At 69.4% G+C, this 19,335-nt stretch carries 18 protein-coding genes; 6 read left to right on the top strand and 12 right to left on the bottom strand.

The window, feature by feature from the left end; translation table 11 throughout:
* The first annotated feature begins 24 nt into the window (after positions 1–24).
* The 3 genes from DIE16_RS18720 (at position 25) to DIE16_RS18710 (ending at position 2,075) form a co-directional block, all read left to right on the top strand.
* Positions 25–945 carry a LysR family transcriptional regulator gene (locus tag DIE16_RS18720; protein WP_124487664.1) on the top strand — a complete coding sequence of 307 codons (921 nt, stop codon included), beginning with the start codon at positions 25–27 and terminating at the stop codon, positions 943–945.
* Positions 946–1,070: 125 nt separating this feature from the next.
* A complete protein-coding gene (locus DIE16_RS18715; RefSeq protein ID WP_185640867.1) occupies positions 1,071–1,829 on the top strand; it encodes a hypothetical protein in 759 nt (252 codons plus the stop codon).
* Positions 1,830–1,838: 9 nt separating this feature from the next.
* Complete coding sequence (locus DIE16_RS18710) at positions 1,839–2,075, top strand: hypothetical protein (RefSeq protein WP_124487663.1); 237 nt, start codon at positions 1,839–1,841, stop codon at positions 2,073–2,075.
* Positions 2,076–2,133: 58 nt separating this feature from the next.
* Here the strand turns inward: DIE16_RS18710 and DIE16_RS18705 are convergent, their stop codons facing one another.
* Together DIE16_RS18705 and DIE16_RS18700 are read right to left on the bottom strand one after the other, a co-directional pair.
* Positions 2,134–3,114 carry a PDR/VanB family oxidoreductase gene (locus tag DIE16_RS18705; RefSeq protein ID WP_124893106.1) on the bottom strand — a complete coding sequence of 327 codons (981 nt, stop codon included), beginning with the start codon at positions 3,112–3,114 and terminating at the stop codon, positions 2,134–2,136.
* Between the two features lie 330 nt (positions 3,115–3,444).
* Positions 3,445–4,848, bottom strand: coding sequence for an MFS transporter (locus tag DIE16_RS18700; protein ID WP_124893104.1), 1,404 nt, complete (start codon positions 4,846–4,848; stop codon positions 3,445–3,447).
* A gap of 410 nt (positions 4,849–5,258) precedes the next feature.
* Between DIE16_RS18700 and DIE16_RS18695 the strand changes: the two genes are divergently transcribed.
* Entirely contained in the window at positions 5,259–6,389 is a 1,131-nt protein-coding gene (locus tag DIE16_RS18695) for a porin (RefSeq protein WP_124893102.1), read from the top strand.
* A 32-nt stretch (positions 6,390–6,421) separates the two neighbouring features.
* Here the strand turns inward: DIE16_RS18695 and DIE16_RS18690 are convergent, their stop codons facing one another.
* The gene (locus tag DIE16_RS18690; RefSeq protein ID WP_124522026.1) at positions 6,422–7,453 is read right to left on the bottom strand and encodes a LysR family transcriptional regulator; all 1,032 of its coding nucleotides are present in this window, start codon (positions 7,451–7,453) and stop codon (positions 6,422–6,424) included.
* The gene (locus DIE16_RS18685) at positions 7,450–8,424 is read right to left on the bottom strand and encodes an AraC family transcriptional regulator (protein WP_124571146.1); all 975 of its coding nucleotides are present in this window, start codon (positions 8,422–8,424) and stop codon (positions 7,450–7,452) included. Before DIE16_RS18685 ends, DIE16_RS18690 begins: the two co-directional genes overlap by 4 nt.
* A 149-nt stretch (positions 8,425–8,573) precedes the next feature.
* Between DIE16_RS18685 and DIE16_RS18680 the strand changes: the two genes are divergently transcribed.
* Both DIE16_RS18680 and DIE16_RS18675 read left to right on the top strand, forming a co-directional pair.
* Positions 8,574–9,680: an NAD/NADP-dependent octopine/nopaline dehydrogenase family protein gene (locus DIE16_RS18680; protein WP_124893101.1), complete on the top strand. Its 1,107-nt coding sequence runs from the start codon at positions 8,574–8,576 to the stop codon at positions 9,678–9,680.
* On the top strand, positions 9,677–10,687 hold the full coding sequence (locus DIE16_RS18675) for a 3-hydroxybutyryl-CoA dehydrogenase (RefSeq protein WP_124893099.1): 1,011 nt from the start codon (positions 9,677–9,679) through the stop codon (positions 10,685–10,687). The genes DIE16_RS18680 and DIE16_RS18675 overlap by 4 nt, the downstream gene beginning before the upstream one ends.
* Before the next feature lie 110 nt (positions 10,688–10,797).
* Here the strand turns inward: DIE16_RS18675 and DIE16_RS18670 are convergent, their stop codons facing one another.
* From DIE16_RS18670 to DIE16_RS18635, 8 genes are all read right to left on the bottom strand, one after another.
* Entirely contained in the window at positions 10,798–12,135 is a 1,338-nt protein-coding gene (locus DIE16_RS18670) for an MFS transporter (RefSeq protein WP_124571149.1), read from the bottom strand.
* 172 nt (positions 12,136–12,307) lie between these two features.
* On the bottom strand, positions 12,308–13,354 hold the full coding sequence (locus DIE16_RS18665; RefSeq protein WP_124522034.1) for an ABC transporter substrate-binding protein: 1,047 nt from the start codon (positions 13,352–13,354) through the stop codon (positions 12,308–12,310).
* Positions 13,351–14,502: an FAD-binding oxidoreductase gene (locus DIE16_RS18660; RefSeq protein WP_124893097.1), complete on the bottom strand. Its 1,152-nt coding sequence runs from the start codon at positions 14,500–14,502 to the stop codon at positions 13,351–13,353. Before DIE16_RS18660 ends, DIE16_RS18665 begins: the two co-directional genes overlap by 4 nt.
* Positions 14,495–15,940, bottom strand: coding sequence for an NAD(P)/FAD-dependent oxidoreductase (locus DIE16_RS18655; RefSeq protein WP_124893095.1), 1,446 nt, complete (start codon positions 15,938–15,940; stop codon positions 14,495–14,497). The genes DIE16_RS18660 and DIE16_RS18655 overlap by 8 nt, the downstream gene beginning before the upstream one ends.
* Complete coding sequence (locus DIE16_RS18650) at positions 15,937–16,284, bottom strand: (2Fe-2S)-binding protein (protein WP_124520356.1); 348 nt, start codon at positions 16,282–16,284, stop codon at positions 15,937–15,939. Before DIE16_RS18650 ends, DIE16_RS18655 begins: the two co-directional genes overlap by 4 nt.
* On the bottom strand, positions 16,284–17,078 hold the full coding sequence (locus DIE16_RS18645) for an ABC transporter permease (RefSeq protein ID WP_124893093.1): 795 nt from the start codon (positions 17,076–17,078) through the stop codon (positions 16,284–16,286). The genes DIE16_RS18650 and DIE16_RS18645 overlap by 1 nt, the downstream gene beginning before the upstream one ends.
* The gene (locus DIE16_RS18640) at positions 17,075–18,067 is read right to left on the bottom strand and encodes an ABC transporter permease (RefSeq protein ID WP_124893091.1); all 993 of its coding nucleotides are present in this window, start codon (positions 18,065–18,067) and stop codon (positions 17,075–17,077) included. Before DIE16_RS18640 ends, DIE16_RS18645 begins: the two co-directional genes overlap by 4 nt.
* Positions 18,068–19,150: an ABC transporter ATP-binding protein gene (locus DIE16_RS18635; protein ID WP_044845344.1), complete on the bottom strand. Its 1,083-nt coding sequence runs from the start codon at positions 19,148–19,150 to the stop codon at positions 18,068–18,070.
* Between the last annotated feature and the right edge of the window lie 185 nt (positions 19,151–19,335).

Below are 19,335 nucleotides of genomic sequence, written 5' to 3'. Positions count from 1 at the left end.
ATACGGCAAATGATGGAGGTCACGATGACATCGGTCGATCATCTCGATCTGAACCTGTTGCGGGTGTTCCAGGCGATCGTCGAGGAGCGCAGCCTGACCAAGGCCGGCGAGCGGCTCGCGCTGTCGCAGCCGGCCGTCAGCTATTCGCTCGGGCGGCTGCGCACGCTGTTCGACGATCCGCTGTTCGTGCGCACGCGCGCGGGGATGCAGCCGACGCCGGTCGCGCTCGAACTCGCGGGGATCGTCGGCAAGGCGCTCGACATGGTGCGCGTCGCGCTGCGCTATGCGGAGCGTTTCGATCCGGCGTCGAGCACGCGCACGTTCCGGCTGTCGCTGTCGGATGCGGGCGAGATGGCGTACCTGCCGGCGATCTGCCAGGCGCTGCGCGAACGCGCGCCGCGCGTGACGCTCAGCGTGCAGCCGCTGCCGGTGGAGGAGATCGAGGAGGCGCTGCGCGCGAGCCGGCTGGACTTCGCGATCGGCAACCTGCCGGAGCTGATGCCGCGCACGCGCCACCAGCTGCTGTTCGAGGAAACCTACGTGTGCATGACGGGGCGCCGGCGCGGGTTGCCGGCCGGTGCGGCGCTGAGCCTCGAGCAGTTCGTGCGCGCCGCGCACGTCAACGTGAAATCGGTCGAGCACAGCCACCACGCGCTCGACGACGCGTTGCGCGCGCAGGGCGTGGGCCGCAACATCGCGCTCGAAGTGCCGCACTTCGTCGCGCTGCCGAGCGTGCTGTCGGTCACCGATCTCTATGCGACGCTGCCGAAGCGGCTCGCGCGGATCCTGAACCGCGACAACGCGTTCCGGCTCTACGAGCTGCCGGTCACGCTGCCGCCCGCGCCGGTCACGATGCACTGGCACGAGCATTTTCACGAGGACGAGGGGATCGCGTGGATGCGCGCGCTGCTCGCCGAGATCGTCGAGCGGTTCGACGACGCGTGACGGTCGGGCTGCGTGAGCGCGTCAGAGATCGAGGAGGACTGCTAAAGTATGGGCTTCGAAGTGCTAGGCCTGACGTTGAGAGAGCAACGTTATGTTCTGCAAAGCCGATACGGAGAACAGGATTCATGGCTTCAGTGACGATTGATCTGGGTGCCGGAAAGCGCGCTACGCTCACGCGTGCGTCACGTTCAAGCGGTACCAGCTTGTCCGCCAGTCAACGCAGCGACGTGTCCGAATTAATGTTGCACTGGCCGAAATACAGTGGTCTGACCACGAACGTGCTGACATACCTTCGCCAACTTGGCCTAGACGCACTCCAAGGCACTCCGCTTGATGCGCTCAAGGCTGCCATCGAAAATGGACGCGTGGCGGTACAGATCGAACGACAAGCGGTTGGTGGTGGGGGTTCGGCTGGAGGTTCTCCCACAACTCCGCCATTCCCAAAAGCCAATAGGTTCGCCAGTGTGCCGAGAATGGCCCCGCTACCGGTAGACAAGCCCTTGCCTGGTTGGGCGACACCCAGCGATGTGTCTGCGGGCGAGCTCATGAGCTATCTGCAGAGTGTTGTCTCGGGCGGTGCAGGTGGTGCGGCCGCGATGGCGGGCGGCGCGGGCTTCGCTGATTCGACTTCGCTCAGTGAGGCATCGCCATTCGATTTTTCGCCAGATGCGTTGGGAGACGCGGTTCAAGTCGCGGGTGTCGACCGAGGCGATATGATGGCCTGCGACATCATCAAGGCTGAGTGCAAAGGCTCAGTGTTGCGCGAGTTCCCAGGGCAATATCTGAATTCGACGCTCAACGAGATTCAAGGTGATGCGAGCGATGGCATCAAAGAGGCGCGTAAGGCGCTCAAGTTGCTCAACGATAACCGTTTCAAGAAATAGGTGCCCGACATGACCCCCAACACACTGTTCGATCTGCTCGATCAGCTCGAATCTGCGAAGATCCACTACACCCTGAGCCGCAACCGACCGGATACGGTGCTGGTTTCGATCACGGTGGTCGGGATGCGGGTAGAGGTTGACGTGTTCCGAGACGGGCACACCGAGGTTTGCATCTTTCGCGGCACGGAGGAACCCACGGACGATGCGAATGAGCTCGAACGTATCATCGAAGCAAATCGGGATTGATTGCTGAGCGCCGCGCGCCCGCATCTTCCGACGCATTGCACCGATGATACGGGGCGCATCACAGATCGAGAACGAGCACCGCCGAGCGCGCCCGCGACACGCAGCAGCAGATCACCGTGTTGCTCGCGCGCTCGGCCTTGCTGAGGCAGTGGTCGCGATGATCCGGCTCGCCGTCGAGCACCGGCACCATGCAGGTGCCGCACACGCCTTCGCCGCATGACGTATCGACCTCGACGCCGATGCGCGCGAGCGCGTCGACGATCGACGTGCCGGGCGCGACGCGCACCGCTTGGCCGCTGCGCTGCAGGCGCACTTCGAAGCCTTCCGCCGGGGCGGCGTCGACAGCGGCGTCGGCCGCGACGGGTTCCGCCGCGAAGCGTTCGAGGTGAATCGCGTCTTCCGGAAGCCGCGTGGCCGCCGCCGCGACGACGGCATCCATGAACGGCCCCGGCCCGCACGTATAGACGTGCGCTTTCGCGTCGATCGACTCGACGCAGCGGCCCAGTTCGGCCGCGAGCGCATCGGGCCCGATCCCGTAATGGAAGGTCACGCGCGACGCGAACGGTTCGGCCGACAGTTCGTCGACGAAAGCCGCGTGTTCACGGCTGCGCGCGAAGTAGTGCAACCGGTAACGCGCGCCGCGCTGCGCGAGCGCGTACGCCATCGACAGCAGCGGCGTGATGCCGATCCCGGCCGCGACCAGCACATGCTCGCTCGCGTCGTCCGCCAGACGAAACAGGTTGCGCGGCGCGCCGATCGACAGCTCGGCACCGACGCGCACGTCGTCGTGCAGCGAGCGCGAGCCGCCGCGCGACTGCGCTTCCTTCTTCACCGCGAACAGGTAGCTGCCGCGCTCGTCGGGGCGGCCGCACAGCGAGTATTGCCGTGTGACGCCGGACGGCGCGGTGACGTCGATATGGGCACCCGGCTCGTACGCGTCGAACGGCTGGCCGTCGACGCGCGAGACCCGGAAACAGCGGATGTCCTGCGCCGCGTCGATCAGCGCGTCGATCCGGACCTGGTGGCGGTTCGCTTGCATGGGGTGTTCCGTGGGGTAGAAGAAACCGGCGCGGCGGATACCGCGCCGTCATGCAACCGAGAATAAGGACGGGCATCGCATAAATCAAATCGATAAAAAAGCGATGCCAGAATCAGTGAGGTGGATGATAGTCGGCGACCAGCATGGCGGCCGCGGCGTCGACGATCGCGCAGGCGGTGCGCCGAACACGCGATCGCTGAACAGCGCGACTTCAGCGTGCGGCCGCGGCGCGGCCACCGTCGACGGCCGCCTCAGCCGAAGCCGAAGCCGAAGCCGAAGCCGAAGCCGAAGCCGAAGCCGAAGCCGAAGCCGACGCCGACCACTGCGACTTCAGCGTGCGGCAACGGCGCTGCCGCCGTCGACAGTCGCCTCAGCCGAAGCCGAAGCCGACGCATGGCCGCGTTCGCGCTCGAGGCTGCGTCGATACTGCCGGCAGCCGACGGCCAGCAACATCGCGGCGAGCGTGGCCGCCGCGACGTTCACGATCGACATCGAATGGCCGACCGCCGCCGGCGCGCCGAACACGCGATCGGTGAACAGCGCGACGACGGTCGTGCCGATCCCGAGCGCGATCAGGTTCGACACGAGCAGGAACAGCGCGGAGATCTGCGCGCGCATCTGGTTCGGCGCGAGCGTCTGCATCGCGGCGGTCGACGTCGGCATCGGGAACGACGCGAAGAACATCGCGACGACGAGCATCGCGAGCGATGCCGGCAGGCTGTCGAGCTGCGTGAACAGCGTCGCGGGGATCACCATGCACGCGGCGCCGATCGCACCGGCGCGCATCGGCGCATCGGTGCGGCCGCGGCGCAGCAGCCAGTCGTTGAGCCAGCCGCCGCAGAACACGCCGGCGGTATTCGCGACGAGCAGCACGATGCCGAGCGTGTAGCCGGCTTCGACGGCCGTCATCCCGAAGCGGCGGATATAGAACGCGGGCGTCCAGCTCAGCAGGCAGTACAGTGTCATCGCGTAGAACGAGAAGCCGAGATAGTGGCACGCGAAGGTCGCGCGATGCGTGCCGACGAAGCGCAGCGAATCGCGCATCGACACGCGCCGCACGGCGCCCGAGCGGTCCTGCGCGAGCCCCTTGCGCTGCGGGTCGCGCACGGTCGCGGCGAACAGCAGCGCGACGAGGATCCCCGGCAGCCCGACGATCAGGAACGTGACCTGCCACGCATGCACCTGCCCGACGACCGGCAGCGTGAACGCGCTCGCATGCTTGAGCAGCGCGATTACGTAGCCGCCGATCAGGAACGCGACGCCGCCGCCGATGAACGAGCCGAGCGAATACACGGCGATCGCGCGGCCGAGCTTCTCCTTCGGGAAGTAGTCGGCGAGCATCGAATACGCGCCGGGCGACAGCGCGGCCTCGCCGACGCCGACCCCCATGCGCGCGACGAACATCTGCACGAATTGCTGGCTGAGCCCGCACGCGGCGGTCGCGACGCTCCACAGCGCGATGCCGAGCGCGATGATGCGCGGGCGCGCGTAGCGGTCGGCGAGATACGCGACGGGCAGGCCCATCACCGCGTAGAACAGCGAGAACGCGAAGCCGTTGAGCAGGCTGAACTGCGTGTCGGTCAGGTGCAGGTCGCGCTTGATCGGTTCGATCATCAGGACGAGCACCTGGCGATCGACGAACGAAAAGACATACGCGAGCATGCAGATGACGACGACATACCATTCGTACGTATAGCGCTTGCCGTCGGCAGCGCGGGCCGTGGGTGCGGACATGCGGATTCTCCAGGAGCGGGCGATGGAAAAGCGCGGCGCGGGCCTCGCGGGCCGGGTGCCGTCGCGGTGCGAAAGCGTGCGGGTGACACGATCGGAGACGCAGCGTAGTCGGCCAAATTCGGCCGCCATAGCCGGAGTGACAGCCGCGCCACACGGACATTTACCGACGCGGATAAAGAAAACACCGAGGCCGTGCGCGCGGGCCGCCGCGCGGCGCACGTGCGGCGGCGCGTGCGCGCATCATGCGGCGCGTCTATAAGCGTTATAGAGCGCATTGCGTCGACGTCCGAAATTGTCGTTCCTAGACTCGGCCCGTTTTTGATCGGCAGCGTTCGCATCCGAAAGCGAACGCGCTTCATGTCAAACGGCGCGATGCCGACAAGCGCCGGCATTTCCACGGGACGACCAAGATGAACCATTCGAACGGGCGGGCCGACCGGCTTGCCGTACCGCTTGCCACGCTGGCGGCCGCGCTCCTTGCGTGCGCATCGTTGCCGGCTGTCGCGCAATCGAGCGTGACGCTCTACGGCCGCATCGACACCGCGATCGAATATGCGAACGCCGGGCCGAACCACGTGACGCGCATGGGCAGCGGCAACCTGTGGGCGTCGCAGTGGGGGTTGAAGGGTGTCGAGGATCTCGGCGGCGGCTACGCGACGATCTTCAAGCTCGAGGACGGCTTCAACGCGGCGAGCGGCGCGCTGTCGAACGGCAGCGCGCTGTTCGGCCGCGAGGCGTGGGTCGGCATCACCGGGCCGTTCGGCGGCGTGCAGTTCGGCGAGCTCTACACGATCGTGCACACGACGCTCGTCACGTACAGCCTGCCCGGGCTCGGCGCAGGCCTCGCATGGGGCAACGCGATGAACAACTTCGTCGGCCCCGCGTTCCTGCGCGTGCGCAACTCGCTGCGCTACACGTCGCCGCGTTACGCGGGCTTCATGCTGCGCGCGATGGCCGCGCGCGGCACCAACGGCGCGGCCGGCCAGCCGGCGACGCTCGGCGACACGTACGGCGCGGGCCTCAACTACGTGCGCGGCGGGTTGTCGGTCGACGTCGACTACATGCAGCAGAAGTTCAGCCCGGTGGCGGCATCCGCGCTCGGCGTCACCAGTTCGGCCGCGAACGGCAACTACACGGTCGGCGCGATCTCGTACGACTTCAACGTCGTGAAGGTCGCCGCGCTGTACATGCGGCATCGCGGCGGCCCCGACGTCGCGGCCGCGATCGACAGCCAGAGCGCGTATCCGCACAGCGACACGATGGAACTCAGCGCGACGGTGCCGATCGGGCGCGCGTCGCTGCTGCTGAGCATCGGCCACTACCGGAAGGTCGCCGACAGCGACGGCAACGCCGATTCGTACGGCATCCGCTTCGACTATCCGCTGTCGAAGCGCACGGTGCTGTACACGGGGGCCGCGATGGTGCGCAACGGCGCGCACGCGCGCTTCGTCGTCAATGGCGCGGCGGGCGGCGGCGTCGCGGTCGCGAAACCCGGCGCGACCGCCAGCTCGATCGTCGCGGGCATCCTCACGGCGTTCTGATCGCCGAGGTCGGCCTGCGCCCGCCCGCGCCGCTATGCGCAGGCGGGCGGCTGCGGTGCGAGCCATGCGTCGAACGGCGCCTGCCGGCCGATATCGAACAGCTCCAGCAGCAGCGCGCGCAGCCACCGATGGCCCGGGTCCGCATCGAAGCGCCGGTGCCAGTACGCGTTGACGGCCCATTCGCCCGCGTCCGCGATCTCATAGAGCGTGCACGGCTGGCGCGCCGCGAACGTGAGCGCGACGGTCTCAGGCAGGATCAGCGCGTAATCGCCGTGTTCGAGCAGCGCCGGCACCACCAGGAAGTCCGGCAGCGCCGCCCGCACGCGCGGCATCAGGCCGTGTCGTTCCAGCAGCTGCATCGATTGCGGATGCGCGGTCACCGCGACGAAGCGCAGCGCGTCCGGCGCGTCGCCGTCGAGCACGAAACCGCCGGGCAGCGCGAGGCGCTGCGCGGTGCGGCGCGGCATCAGCAGCACGCAGCGTTCGTGCAGCAGCGCGGTCCGCTGGAAATGGCTCGAGGCATCCGCGAAATGACCGAGCGCGAAGTCGATGCGGCCCGATTCGAGCGCGACGTTGAGCTGGCATTCGTCGACGTGCAGCGTCTCGATCACCGCGCCCGGCGCGCGCCGGTCGAATGCCGCGAGCAGCGTCGGCAGGAACGCGCTCGCCGCGAAGTCGCTCATGTGCAGCCGGAACACGCGCTGGGTGCTGTCCGGCGCGAAGCGCGAGCCTTCGTCGAGCACGTCCTGCAGGATCGCGAGCGCCTTGTCGACCGATAGTGCGAGCCGTTGCGCGCGCGGCGTCGGCTCGACGCCGGTGCCGGTGCGCACGAACAGCGCGTCGCGAAACATCAGGCGCAGCCGGCCGAGCGCGTAGCTCACCGACGGCTGCGTGACGCCGAGCCGCAACCCTGCGCGGCCGACGTGCCGTTCTTCGTACACCGCGCGAAACGTCTTCAACAGGTTCAGGTCGAGGTCCTGCACGCGCAGGCCGTCGGGCGCGTCCGCGTCGTGCGCCGCGGGCTCGGGGCGGGCCGGCGGCCGGCCGGTGGCGAAGTGCGTCATGGTGCTTGCCTCGCGGTGACGGAAGGCAGGTGGCCGTAACGCCGCGCATACGCCTTCGCGAAATGGCCGAAGCCGTGAATGCCGTGCGCGATCAGCACGTCCGTCACGCTGCGCGCGTCGCCGCGCTGCAGCGCGGCGTGCACCGCGGCCAGCCGGCGCTCGCGCACGTAGGTGGCCGGCGTGGTGTTCAGGAACGCGCGGAACGCATGCTGGAGCGTGCGCGGCGCGACGCCCGCGACGGCCGCCAGCGCGGCGAGCGCGAGCGGGTCGCCCAGGTGCGCGTCGACGTGGTCGCACGCGCGGCGCACGTGCGCCGGCAGCGGTGGCGTGCCGCGTGCGAGCGCGGCGCTGTACGAATGCGGCAGGTGCGTGAGCAGCAGCGCCATCAGCCACGCGGTGAGATCGGCGCCGAACGTCGTGATCGACGTGCCGATCCCCGGCTGCGCGCCGAGCCGGCACAGGTATTCGAAGGTCGGCAGCACGAGCGCCGCGCCCGCGCCGTTGCCGCCGGCCGCGAGATCGAACTGCAGCGGCCGCGTGAGCGTCGTGTGCAGCATGTCCTGCAGCTTGCGCTCGAGTGCGCCGCGTTCGAGCCGCAGCACCAGGTTGCGGCAATCGGGGCTCGTGCTCAGGCGGCTCGCGAGCGCCGGCGACGACACCGTCAGCTGGCCCGGCCCGGCGCGTGCGACCACGTCGCCGGCCTGCAGCTCACATGCGCCCGACAGCGTCAGCCGGAACAGGAAATGCCCGGCATCGTCGCCGAACTCGATGCGCGTCTCGCGGCCGTAGCAGAGCTCGAGCAGTGCGCCGTGATGCAGCGGCACCTCGTACAGCTCCGCATGAAACGGATCGCGGCCGTGCGCGGCCATCCGATGCGGCCCGAGCCGGTGCGCGACCGCGCGTTCGACTTCGTCGGGCGCATGCAGCGTGCCGAGCCGGTTCGGCGCATGTCGGGAAAGGGCGATATCCATGCGGTGGCCTCGTGTCGGATGGATGGATGCGACGTCGTGCGCATCGCCGCGATTGCGTTGCGCGAACGGGCGCGCCGTTGCGCGTTTTGAAGCGACGCGACGTGCGCCGCCGCGTAGTCTCGGCAACACTCACTCACCGGGAGACGACGATGAAGGTATGTGTACTGGGCGGCGGCCACGGCTGCCATGCGGCCGCGATCGACCTGTTGGAGAAGGGCCACGACGTGACGTGGTGGCGGCGCGACCGCGAACCGCATGCGCGGCTGCGCGAGCTCGGCGCCTTGCAGGTGACCGACTATCGCGGCAGGCGTGCCGTGCCGCTCGGCGACGCACCCGGCGCGATCCGCCTGAGCGACGATCTCGCGGCCGCGCTGCGCGGCGCGCGGCTCGTCGTGGTGCCGCTGCCGGCCGTCTCGCACGATGCGCTCGCCGCGCAGGTCACGCCCCTGCTCGAGGACGATCAGGTCGTGTTCCTGCCGCCCGGCACGTTCGGCAGCGTCGTGTTCGCGCGTGCGGCGGCCGATGCCGGCAACCGCGCGCGCGTCGCTTTTGCCGAGACCGGCACGCTGCCGTACCTGGTACGCAAGCATGGCGACAACGCGGTCGTGATCAGCGCGTATGCGACGCGCCTGCCGACCGGCGTGTTTCCCGCGAACGCGGCGGCCTGGGCGTTCGACGTGCTGCGCGCGGGCTACCCGTCGGTCGAGCCGGTCGAGGATGCGCTGTCCGGCGCGCTGATGAACGCGGGCCCGGTGATTCATCCGCCGCTGATCCTGATGAACGCCGGGCCGCTCGAACACTTCGACGCGTGGGACATCCACAACGAAGGCACGCAGCCGTCGATCCGCCGCGTGACGAATGCGCTCGATGCCGAACGCATCGCCGTGCGCCAGGCACTGGGCTACCGCGCGCCGCATTTCCCGCTGGCGGACCACTACGCGACCGACGGCGACGAATGGATGTACGGGCGCGGCGCGCACGGCAAGCTGACCGACAGCGGCGACTGGCGCGAGAAGATCGATTTGCGCACGCATCGCTACATGCTCGAGGACACCCGGCTCGGGCTGTCCTTCATCGTGTCGTGCGGGCGCTGGGCCGACGTGCCGACGCCCGTTGCGCAGGGGCTGCTGAGCGTCGCGTCGGCGGTGACCGGCCGCGACCTGTATGCGCAAGGGCGCACGCTGGAGGCGCTCGGCCTCGCCGCGCTGTCGCGCGACGCGATGCGCGCGCTGCTCGATGCGGGGTACGCCGCATGACGCCCGCCGCCGACGTGACGCGCGTGCACGTGCTCGGCGCGGGACGCATGGGGCAGGGGATCGCGCTCGTCTTTGCGTTCGCGGGCCTGGACGTGACGCTGATCGACTTCAAGCCGCGCGATGCGCAAGGCTGGCGCGTATTCGAGGATCGCACGCGCGGCGAGATCGCGCGGCCGCTGCATGCGCAGGTGGCACTCGGCCGGATCGATGGCGACCAGGCCGCGGCCGTCGTCGCCCGCATCGCGCTGGTCGCGCGTGAGGGCGCGGCGTCCGCGCTGCGCGACGCCGGCATCGTGTTCGAAGCGCTGCCCGAAGTGCTCGACGCGAAGGCCGATGCGCTGCGCTGGCTCGACGCACATGTCGATGCGCGTGCAACGATCGCGTCGACGACGTCGACGTTCGTCGTCACCGAGTTGCAGCGTCATGTCGCGCACCCCGAACGGATGCTGAATGCGCACTGGCTGAACCCGGCGCTGCTGATGCCGCTCGTCGAGATCAGCCGCAGCGACGCGACCGATCAGCGGGTCGTCGACGCACTGGCCGCGCTGCTCGAACGCGTCGGCAAGAAGCCGGTGATCTGCGGGCCGGCGCCCGGCTACATCGTGCCGCGCATCCAGGCGCTCGCGATGAACGAGGCGGCACGCATGGTGGAAGAGGGCGTCGCGAGCGCCGAGGACATCGACATGGCGATCCGCACCGGCTTCGGCCCGCGCTTCGCGGTGCTCGGGCTGCTCGAGTTCATCGACTGGGGCGGCTGCGACATCCTGTACTACGCGTCGACGTATCTCGCCGGCGAGATCGGCCCGCGCTTCGCGCCGGCCGACAGCGTCGTGCGCAACATGGCGGCCGGGCGCGACGGCGTGCGTAGCGGTGCCGGGTTCCACGACTATGCGCAGGTCGACGTGCCGGCCTACATGCGGCAGCGGCTCGGCGAATTCGCGCGGCTGCTCGACCACCTGGGACTGGCGCCCGAGTTCGACGGCGCGCGGCGCAGCACCGACGCATAGCGCGGTCGTCGCGGCCGGGTGCGATCGTCGCGCCGCGCACGCGTGCATGCGGTACCGCAAACCGCTGTGTCGTTCGCCGGCCGGAAGCGTCGCGTGCGCGGCGGCTACGCTCATGCTGCGTCGCCGCGCGTGTCGGCAGCAGGCGTGCCGCGCGTCTCGCGCATCACGCACAGCGTCGCGACGGTCACGAGGCCGAGCGCCACGAGGAACAGCGACACGGGCCACGACGCGTGATAGCGCGCGAGCAGTGCGGTCGCGATCAGCGGCGACATGCCACCCGCGAAGATCGACGCGACTTCATGGCCGAGCGCGACGCCCGAATAGCGCACCTCGGTGCTGAACAGCTCGCCGACCAGCGCGGGCAGCGTGCCGATCATCGCGCCGTGGCTCACCGCGGTACCGACCGTCAGCGCGAGCCACACGAGCGGCGTCGCACGCGTGTCGAGCAGCCAGAAGAACGGAAACGCGCACGCGACGAGGCTCAGCGCGCCGATCAGGTACACGGGCTTGCGGCCGATCCGGTCGGACAGCCGGCCCCACGCGAGCATCGCGCCCATTTCGACGATCATCGCGATCATCACGCCGGTCAGCATCACGCCGTTCGGGATGCCGACGTATTTGCCGTAGACGAGCGAGAACGCGAGGAAGATGTATGCACCGCCGTTTTCGGCGACGCGCAGCCCCATCGCGAGCAGGATTTCCTTCGGATGGCGGCGGATGCATTCGACGATCGGCAAGTGCGTGTGCGCGCCGCGCTTGCCGGCCTGCTCGTAGTCGCGGCTTTCCGGCAGGTGGCGGCGAATGTAGATGCCGATCGCGAAGATCGCGATGCTCGCGAGGAACGGCAGCCGCCAGCCCCAGGTGCGGAACGCGTCGTCGGGCAGCGCCTGGGCGGCGAGAAACGCGGCCGACGACAGCACGAAGCCGCCGCCGACGCCGAGCTGGCTCCACGCCGCGTAGTAGCCGCGCTGCTCGGGCGGCGCGTTCTCGCTGATCATCAGCACGCCGCCGCCCCATTCGCCGCCGGACGCGATGCCTTGCAGCAGCCGCAGCACGACGAGCGCCGCCGGCGCCCACAGGCCGACCTGCGCGTAGGTCGGCAGCAGGCCGATCGCGAACGTCGACGCGCCCATGATCAGCAGCGTCCACACGAGCGACGCCTTGCGGCCGTAGCGGTCGCCGACATGCCCGAACACGATCCCGCCGAGCGGCCGCGCGACGAAGCCGAGCGCGAACGCGGCGAACGCCGCGAGGCTGCCCGCGAGCGGCGACGCGCCGGGCGGAAAGAACACGTGGCCGAACACGAGCGCGGCGGCCGTGCCGTAGACGAAGAAGTCGTACCACTCCATCGCGTTGCCGGCGACGGAGGCGATGACGATGCGGCGAAGCTGCCGGTCGGCGAGCGGCCGGGCGGCGCTCGGGGATTGCATGGTGTCGGTCGGGTACATGGCGGACTCTGAAGGGGGCGGGTGCGTGCCGTCTCTGCGACGCATGCGGCACTGCGGGCTAGTGTTGTCGGCACCGCCGCCCCGGTCAAATCCGCAGAAAAAGGGGAGTGTCATCACTCCCGCAAATGATGGTCGCGGCGCGCACGGCCGTACCCGCGCACGCCGGTGCCCGTCACCGCTCGATCTGCCGGTTCCAGCGCGTGTCCCACTGCGCGCGGCGGGCGTTGATCGCCGTCCAGTCGACCACCGTCAACTTGCGCACCAGATCGTCGACGTTGCCAAGGCTTTGCTGCATCGCAGCGGGCATCTTCGCGAGGCGATTGGTCGGGATCTGCTTGCCGGCTTCGGCCGCCTTCGTCTGCGCGGGTGCGGACAGCAGGAACTGCGCGAGCTTCTGGGCCAGTTGCGGGTCCGGGTTGTTCGCGACCACGCACAGGTCGACGAGCAGCAGCACCGGGCCTTCCTTCGGGTTCGCATACGCGACCGGAATGCCCTTGTCCTGCAGGTCGCCGACGCCGGTCGGCGTCAGCGGGAACAGGCCGGCCTCGCCGGTCTGCACCATCTCGGAGATCTTCGCCGAGTTCGGGATGTACTCGACGACATTCGGCCCGACCGTGCTCGCCCACTTGCTGAAGCCGGGCTCGACGTTCTGTTCGCTGCCGCCGAGCAGCCGGTTGATCGCGAGAAATCCGTGCAGCCCGAACGTGCTGCTCGACGCGGACTGGAACACGACCTTGCCCTTGTATTTCGGGTCGGCGAAATCCATCCACGACGTCGGCGGCGCCCAGCCTTTCTCCGCGAACAGTTTCTTGTTGTACGCGATGCCGGTCATGCCGAGCTGCACGCCCGCGCCGACGTCGTCCTTCATTCGCGCGAACGGATAAAGCTCCTTCAGTACCGGCGAGTCGTCGAGCTTCTGGCATACACCGAGGCTGACCGCGCGCGCCATCACACCGTCGTCGAGGAACGCGACGTGGATTTGCGGTTTGTTGCGGTTCGCGAGCAGCTTCGCGAGCACGTCGGACGAGGTGCCGGGCACGACGATGACCTTCACGTTGTTCGCCTTCTCGAAGTCGGGCAGCACCTGGCTCGTATAGGCCTTTTCCATCGGGCCGCCGTTCATGCCGACGTAGATCGTCTTGGTTTGCGCGAACGCCGGCGCGCCGGCGCCTGCGAGGCAGAGGGCGGCAGCCGCCGCGATCGTTCCGAGCAGTTTCATCGTTGGGTCTCCTCTTGACGGAAAGGGGCGGTCGGCGCGGCTTGGGGGAAGAAGCGGCCGATCGAGAATGCATCGAGTGGCGTGGCGGTTTCGCCGATTGTGACGAGCTCGGCGAGCACTTCGCCGACGCCCGGCGCGAGCAGGAAGCCACCGCCGGAAAAGCCGAACGCATGCAGCAGGTTCGGCGTGGTACGGCTAGCGCCGATGATCGGGTTGTGGTCGGGCGTGCAGCCTTCGACGCCGCTCCACGTGCGGATCAGCAGCGCGTCGCGCAATGCGGGCAGCAGCGCGCACGCATCGCGCATCACCGCGCGCGTCGTGTCGACCGACGGCTGGCCGAACTCGCCGTCGCCGCGGCCGCGCCCGCCGCCGATCACGCAGTTGCCGCGCGCGACCTGCCGGGCGTACACGCCGCCGCCGTACACGCCGAGGTTGTGCGTGATGAACGGCGGCAGCGGTTCGGTCACCCACATGTTCGGGTAGATCGGCTCCATCGGCACGGCTTCGCCGAAGCGCTCGGCGATCGTGTTCGCCCATGCGCCGGCCGAGTTGATCAGCCACGTCGAACTGAACGCACGGCCGCCCGCAACGACATGAAAACGCGTGCCGTCGTGCCGGGCGTCGTCGACCGGCGTGTGCTCGAACACGTCGGCGCCCGCTGCGCGGGCCGCGCGTGCGAACGCGGGCGACACGACACGCGGGTTCGCGTGCCCGTCGGTCGCGCACAGCGAGCCGCCGACCGCCGCTCGGCCGAGCCACGGGTAGCGCTGGCGGAACGCGTCGCCGCGCATCACCTGCAACGGCAAGCCGTGCTCGCCGGCAAGCGTCGCGTAGGCATCGAGCGCATCGAGATCGGCGTCGCTGCGCGCGAGCCGCAAATGACCCGACACGACGAATTCGCCGTCGATGCCGATCAGCTCGGGCAGGCGATCCCAGATGCGCCGCGCGCGCAGCGCGAGCGGCAGTTGTTCGGCGGGGCGGCCCTGGCAGCGCACGCCGCCGTAGTTCACGCCGCTTGCCTGCGCGCCGCAGTCGCGGCGCTCGAACAGCGCGACGCGCAAGCCGTGCCGCGTGAGCGCCAGCGCAGCCGAAGCGCCGACGAGCCCGCCGCCGACGATCGCGACGTCGTAGTGACGGCGTTCACTCATCGCGTGCCTCGTCGGGAATCGCCGCGACATCGTCGCCCGCGAGTGCGGCGGAGATCGGGAACGGCTTCACCGGCGGTTGCGCGCGCAACCGGCCGACGTCCGCGAGCGCGCGGCCGGTTTCCGCGGCGAGCACGAGTGCGGTCGCGTCGCCGCACATGCGGCCCTGGCAGCGGCCCATCCCGGCGCGTGTCAGCGCCTTCAGCCGGTTCAGCTCGGTCGCTTCGCCACCGCGGATGCAGCGTCGCAGCGTACCCGCGTCGATTTCCTCGCAGCGGCACACGATCGTGTCGTCCGGGCAGCGCGCGGCGAGTGCGGCGGGCGGCGCGAACGCCGCTTCGAGGCCGGCACGGAACGCGCCGAGCCGGGCGAGCGTGCGATCGAGCGTCGCTACATCGGGCTTGCCGGCCAGCGACGGCGACGACGACGGCATCGCGATACCCGCATCCCCGAGCAGCGCGAGCGCCGCGCGTCGCCCGGACGCCTCGGCCGCGTCGGCGCCTGCGATGCCGGCACCGTCGCCCGCCACGTAGATGCCGCGCACCGATGTGCGGCCGGCCGCATCGCGTTCGGGCAGCCATGCGCGGTTGAGCGGATCGAAACGGAACCGGCAGCCGGCGAGATCCGCGAGCTGGGTCTCGGAACGCAGCCCGAAGCCGAGGCCGAGCGCATCGCAGTCGAGCATCCGCGGCGGCGCGTCGCCGCCGGCCGCGCGCCATGCGAGGCCCGTTACGTGCCGCTCGCCGAGCACGCGCTCGAGCGTGACGCCGGTTTCGATCGCGACGCCGTGCGCGCGCAGCCAGCCGATGTAGTACAGCCCCTTCGCGAATGTGGACGGCATGCGCAGCAGCGCGGGCGTCGCGGCAGCCTGCCGGCGCAGCGGGCTCGTGTCGAGCACGGCCGCGACCTGCGCGCCGGCCTTCGCGTACTGATAGGCGACGAGATACAGCAACGGCCCCGTGCCCGCGAACACGATGCGGCTGCCGATCGCGCAGCCCTGAGCTTTCAGCGCGACTTGCGCGCCGCCGAGCGTATAGACGCCCGCGAGCGTCCACCCGGGTACCGGCAGCATGCGATCGGTCGCGCCGCTCGCGACGATCAGGTGCGAGAACGGCACGGTCGTTTCGCGGCCGTCCTGCAGCGTGTCGACGCGGCCCGCGCCGCACGCCCAGGCGAGCGTGTTCGGCCGATAGTCGACGTGCGGCAGCAACGCGGCCATGGTGCGGTGCACGGCATCGGCCTTCGCGGCCTCGAAGCCGTACAGCGCGCGCTTGCCGCGCGCGAACGCGCCGTCGGCCGGCGGCTGGCGATAGATCTGCCCGCCCCAGCGCGCGTTCTCGTCGATCACGATGGGGCGCAGCCCCGCGTCGACCAGCGCCTCGGCCGCGCGCACGCCGGCCGGCCCCGCGCCGACGATCACCGGCCGCGGTGCGTCGCTCATGATGCGTCTCCGGCCGTGGCGGGCTGCGCGCCGGTGAGAATCCGCATGCCATCGGCGATCGGCGTCGAGCAGGCGCGCACGCGGGCGCCGGCCTCGGTGCGGACCCAGCAGTCCTGGCACGCGCCGATCAGGCAGAAGCCCGCGCGCGGCTTGCCGCTGAATTCGCTCACGCGCACGCGGCGCTGCGCGACGAGGATCGCGGTGAGCACGGTGTCGCCGGCGAGCGCGTGCGCGGGGCGGCCGTCGAGCGTGAACGCGACGGCGGCGCGCTCGCGTTCGGCGACGCGCACGAATTGCGCGCCGTCGTCCGCGTTGTCGGTGGAGCGGGAAACGAAGGTCGTCATCAGTGTTGGCCGATCAGGATGCGGTTCAGGCCGTACACGCGATCGAGCAGCAGCATCGCGCCGGCGGTGATGAAGATGACCAGCGCCGATACCGACGCCATCATCGGATCGATCGATTCGGTCGCATACATGTACATGCGCACCGGCAGCGTGACCGTCTGCGGCGACGTGACGAAGATCGACATCGTCAGCTCGTCGAAGCTGTTGATGAACGCGAGCAGCCAGCCGCCGGTGATGCCAGGCAGGATCATCGGCAGCGTGATGCGGCGGAACGTCGTCCACGGGTCGGCGCCGAGCGAGCACGCGGCCTGCTCGATGCTGCGGTCGAGGCCCGCGACGGACGCGAGCACGAGCCGCATCACGAACGGCGTGATGACGATCATGTGCGCGAGCACCAGCCATGCGAACGAGCCGGTCGCGCCGATCAGCGCGAAGAAGCGCAGCAGCGCGATGCCGAGCACGAGGCCGGGAATCACGAGCGGCGACAGCAACAGGCCGTTCAGGAACGCGCGGCCGGGAAAGGTCGCGCGGCCGATCGCGAGCCCGGCGGGCAACGCGATGGCGAGCGACAGCGTCGCCGACGCGAATGCGAGCTTCACGCTGTTGGCGAACGCGGTGACGAAGTCCGGATAGTCGAGGATCGCGCGGAACCAGCGCAGCGACAACCCGTGCGTCGGCAGCGTCAGCGTTTCGTCAGGCGTGAACGCGACCAGCACGACGATCGCGAGCGGCGCGAGCACGAACAGGATCACGAGCGTATGGAACGCCAGCGCAATGGGGCCGTTCTTTCTCATCGGGAAGCGCCTCCGAGGCTGCGCGCATAGCGGCGTTCGAGCACGCGGTAGTAGGTGAGCATCACGACGAGGTTCGCGACGAGTAGCAGCACCGCGATCGTCGCGCCGAGCGGCCAGTTCAGCGAGCCGAGGAATTCGTCGTAGACGGCGGTCGCCGCGACCTTCAGGCGGCGTCCGCCGAGCAGGCCGGGGATCGCGAAGGCGCTCGCCGACAGCCCGAACACCATCAGGCTGCCCGACAGCACGCCCGGCATCAGCTGCGGCACGACGATGCGGCGCAGCGTCGTGAACGGCGACGCGCCGAGCGACAGCGCCGCGTGCTCGGTCTGCGGATCGAGCCGCTGCAGTGCCGTCCAGACGGGAATCACCATGAACGGCAGCATCACGTGGACGAGCGCGATCACGATCGCGAACGTCGTGTACTCGAGCTTGTACGGCCCGAGGCCGACGAGCCCGAGTGCCTGGTTCACGAGCCCGGTCGTGTTCAGCAGCATGCTCCAGCCGAACGCGCGCACGACGACCGACACGAGCAGCGGAGCAAGGATGACGAGCAGGAACAGCGAGCGCCACGGATCGCGCATCTTCGACAGCACGTACGCTTCGGGTGTGCCGATCGCGACGCAGATCGCGGTGGTCAGCGCGGCGATGCCGAACGTGCGCGCGAAGATCGTGTGGAAGTACGACGTGCCGAGCACCTCCGCGTAGTTGCCGAGCTGGAAGGCGGCGATCGGACCTGTGGCCGGGTCGTAACGGTAGAACGTGAGTGCGAAGGTCATCGCGAGCGGCACGAGCACGAGCGCCGCGAACAGTGCGAACGCGGGCGCGCACATCAGCCACAGCGGCGCGTGCGCACGCCACGTCGCGCGCAGCGCAACGCTGCCGGTGCGAAGCGGAACGGCGTCGGCCGCGTTGGCCGCCGCGGTCGCGCCCGATGGCGCGAGCCCGGCCGGCGCGCCGTCGGTCGAAAGCGGACGGGTAGGCTGTCGCATTCAGGCCTCCCGGCGCATCACGCGCACCGCGTCGCTGTGCCAGTCGACGCCGACCGGCGCGCCTTCCGCGAGCGGCTCCGCGCCTTCGTTCTGGCAGCACACGAGCACTTCGCCGAGCGCGCTGTCGACGCGGTACAGCCACTGGCTGCCGAGGAAGAAGCGGCTCGTGACGGTCGCGGCGAAGCGGCCCGCGCCGGGTGCGCACAGTCGTAGCTTCTCGGGACGGATGCACACCGACACGGCATCGCCGATGCGCACGTCGCGCTCGCGCGCCGGCAGGTGCACGGTGCGGCCGGTCTCCGCGAGATCGTGGCCGAGATCGATGCGGATCGCGTCGCCGTCGTGCGCGACGATCGTGCCGGGCAGCAGGTTCGCCTTGCCGATGAACTGCGACACGAAGTGGTTCTCCGGGCGTTCGTACGCGCGGTACGGCGTGTCCGTCTGCGTGATGCGGCCGGCTTCCATCACGACCACGCGATCGCTGATCGACAGCGCTTCCGATTGATCATGCGTGACCATGATCGTCGTCGTGCCGATCTTGCGCTGGATCGCGCGCAGTTCGAACTGCATCTCCTCGCGCAGCTTCGCGTCGAGGTTCGACATCGGCTCGTCGAGCAGCAGCACCGGCGGCTCGATCACGACCGCGCGCGCGATCGCGACGCGCTGCCGCTGCCCGCCGGACAATTCACGCGGAAAGCGGTGCGCGAGCGCATCGAGGCGCACGAGCGCGAGCGCCGCGCGGATGCGCTCGGCGCGCTCCGCCTTGTCGACGCCGCGCATGTCGAGCCCGAAGCCGACGTTCTCCGCGACGCTCATGTGCGGAAACAGCGCATAGCTCTGGAACACGATGCCGAGCCCGCGGCGGTTCGGCTTCATGTGCGTGATGTCCTGCCCGTCGAGCGCGATGCGGCCGCGGGTGACGTCGACGAAGCCGGCGATCATCTGCAGCGTCGTGGTCTTGCCGCAGCCCGACGGCCCGAGCAGCGACACGAATTCGCCTTGTTCGACCGACAGGTTGACGTCGGCGACGGCGGTGAGCGCGCCGAACGATTTCGTCAGATCCGTAAGCGTGAGAAACGACATGGAGCACTCCGGGTTCGCACACCGCATGGCCGGTGCGTCATTGACGCGGACTCTAGCCAGCCATATTTCGGAGCGTCAATTTGGAATTCTGCTCAACGAGATGAATTTCAGAAAAATTCCAGTGAACGGAATGCTTTGCCGAGTCGCCGGCAAATCGTTCCGTTGAATGAAGGGCGGGCAGGTGG

Source organism: Burkholderia sp. Bp9090, assembly GCF_003857985.1.
Lineage (GTDB): Bacteria > Pseudomonadota > Gammaproteobacteria > Burkholderiales > Burkholderiaceae > Burkholderia.
Note: the sequence above shows the minus strand (reverse complement) of the source record. Positions and strands in the feature narration are given on the sequence as shown.

Coding starts and splice junctions, on each gene's coding strand:
- DIE16_RS18720 (WP_124487664.1), top strand. CDS start 25: ATGACATCGGTCGATCATCTCGATCTGAACCTGTTGCGGGTGTTCCAG.
- DIE16_RS18715 (WP_185640867.1), top strand. CDS start 1,071: ATGGCTTCAGTGACGATTGATCTGGGTGCCGGAAAGCGCGCTACGCTC.
- DIE16_RS18710 (WP_124487663.1), top strand. CDS start 1,839: ATGACCCCCAACACACTGTTCGATCTGCTCGATCAGCTCGAATCTGCG.
- DIE16_RS18705 (WP_124893106.1), bottom strand. CDS start 3,114: ATGCAAGCGAACCGCCACCAGGTCCGGATCGACGCGCTGATCGACGCG.
- DIE16_RS18700 (WP_124893104.1), bottom strand. CDS start 4,848: ATGTCCGCACCCACGGCCCGCGCTGCCGACGGCAAGCGCTATACGTAC.
- DIE16_RS18695 (WP_124893102.1), top strand. CDS start 5,259: ATGAACCATTCGAACGGGCGGGCCGACCGGCTTGCCGTACCGCTTGCC.
- DIE16_RS18690 (WP_124522026.1), bottom strand. CDS start 7,453: ATGACGCACTTCGCCACCGGCCGGCCGCCGGCCCGCCCCGAGCCCGCG.
- DIE16_RS18685 (WP_124571146.1), bottom strand. CDS start 8,424: ATGGATATCGCCCTTTCCCGACATGCGCCGAACCGGCTCGGCACGCTG.
- DIE16_RS18680 (WP_124893101.1), top strand. CDS start 8,574: ATGAAGGTATGTGTACTGGGCGGCGGCCACGGCTGCCATGCGGCCGCG.
- DIE16_RS18675 (WP_124893099.1), top strand. CDS start 9,677: ATGACGCCCGCCGCCGACGTGACGCGCGTGCACGTGCTCGGCGCGGGA.
- DIE16_RS18670 (WP_124571149.1), bottom strand. CDS start 12,135: ATGTACCCGACCGACACCATGCAATCCCCGAGCGCCGCCCGGCCGCTC.
- DIE16_RS18665 (WP_124522034.1), bottom strand. CDS start 13,354: ATGAAACTGCTCGGAACGATCGCGGCGGCTGCCGCCCTCTGCCTCGCA.
- DIE16_RS18660 (WP_124893097.1), bottom strand. CDS start 14,502: ATGAGTGAACGCCGTCACTACGACGTCGCGATCGTCGGCGGCGGGCTC.
- DIE16_RS18655 (WP_124893095.1), bottom strand. CDS start 15,940: ATGAGCGACGCACCGCGGCCGGTGATCGTCGGCGCGGGGCCGGCCGGC.
- DIE16_RS18650 (WP_124520356.1), bottom strand. CDS start 16,284: ATGACGACCTTCGTTTCCCGCTCCACCGACAACGCGGACGACGGCGCG.
- DIE16_RS18645 (WP_124893093.1), bottom strand. CDS start 17,078: ATGAGAAAGAACGGCCCCATTGCGCTGGCGTTCCATACGCTCGTGATC.
- DIE16_RS18640 (WP_124893091.1), bottom strand. CDS start 18,067: ATGCGACAGCCTACCCGTCCGCTTTCGACCGACGGCGCGCCGGCCGGG.
- DIE16_RS18635 (WP_044845344.1), bottom strand. CDS start 19,150: ATGTCGTTTCTCACGCTTACGGATCTGACGAAATCGTTCGGCGCGCTC.